This is a genomic window from Prevotella sp. P5-92 (assembly GCF_002251245.1).
Lineage (GTDB): Bacteria > Bacteroidota > Bacteroidia > Bacteroidales > Bacteroidaceae > Prevotella.
Genome location: NZ_NPJG01000024.1, coordinates 1 through 537, shown reverse-complemented (window position 1 = coordinate 537; position 537 = coordinate 1). Strand labels below are relative to the sequence as shown.

The window sequence follows — 537 nt, the reverse complement described above, 5'->3', positions numbered from 1 at the left end:
AGGATACGCCACTACGGCATACTCTCACCATCCAACAGGGATGCACTGCGCAACATACAGAAGCAGCTCGATGTGCCGCCCGTGCCGAAAGAAAGGACAAAGAAGTCATATCTTGAGATCTGTCAGGAGAATGGTTGGGAGATTGGAGTATGCAAGGAATGCCATTGCCAGCGTATCATCATAAGGATTATAAATCCAGCCCCGAGAGCCCCACCATTCCTTCTCATGCGTATGGGTAACTAAATGTGGCAGTCCGCGAAATGCTTTTCTTCGTGGACAGCCTCTTTGTGCCCTAACGCGTCGTAAAACACTGGATATTGTATCATTTGTGGCATGATTTGAGATTGTGACATCTCTGTTTGTATATATTCTAAGAGGTACAAGTCCGTTTTTCTCATCCGTAAGTTGCCACTTGCCTTTTGGAAACCATGCAAAAACCAACATCTTTCCCCATAATATTCTGATTACATTTGCGGCGGACGTGCAACGGTCGGCGCTTCATATCGCCTTTCAGGCGAGACGAAGCCTATCTTGTTT

Annotated in this window: 1 pseudogene; it reads left to right on the top strand. The window is 46.6% G+C overall.

The window, feature by feature from the left end:
* A pseudogene (locus tag CIK99_RS15160) lies at positions 1-243 on the top strand (IS91 family transposase); the annotation flags it as partial.
* Positions 244-537 lie beyond the last annotated feature (294 nt).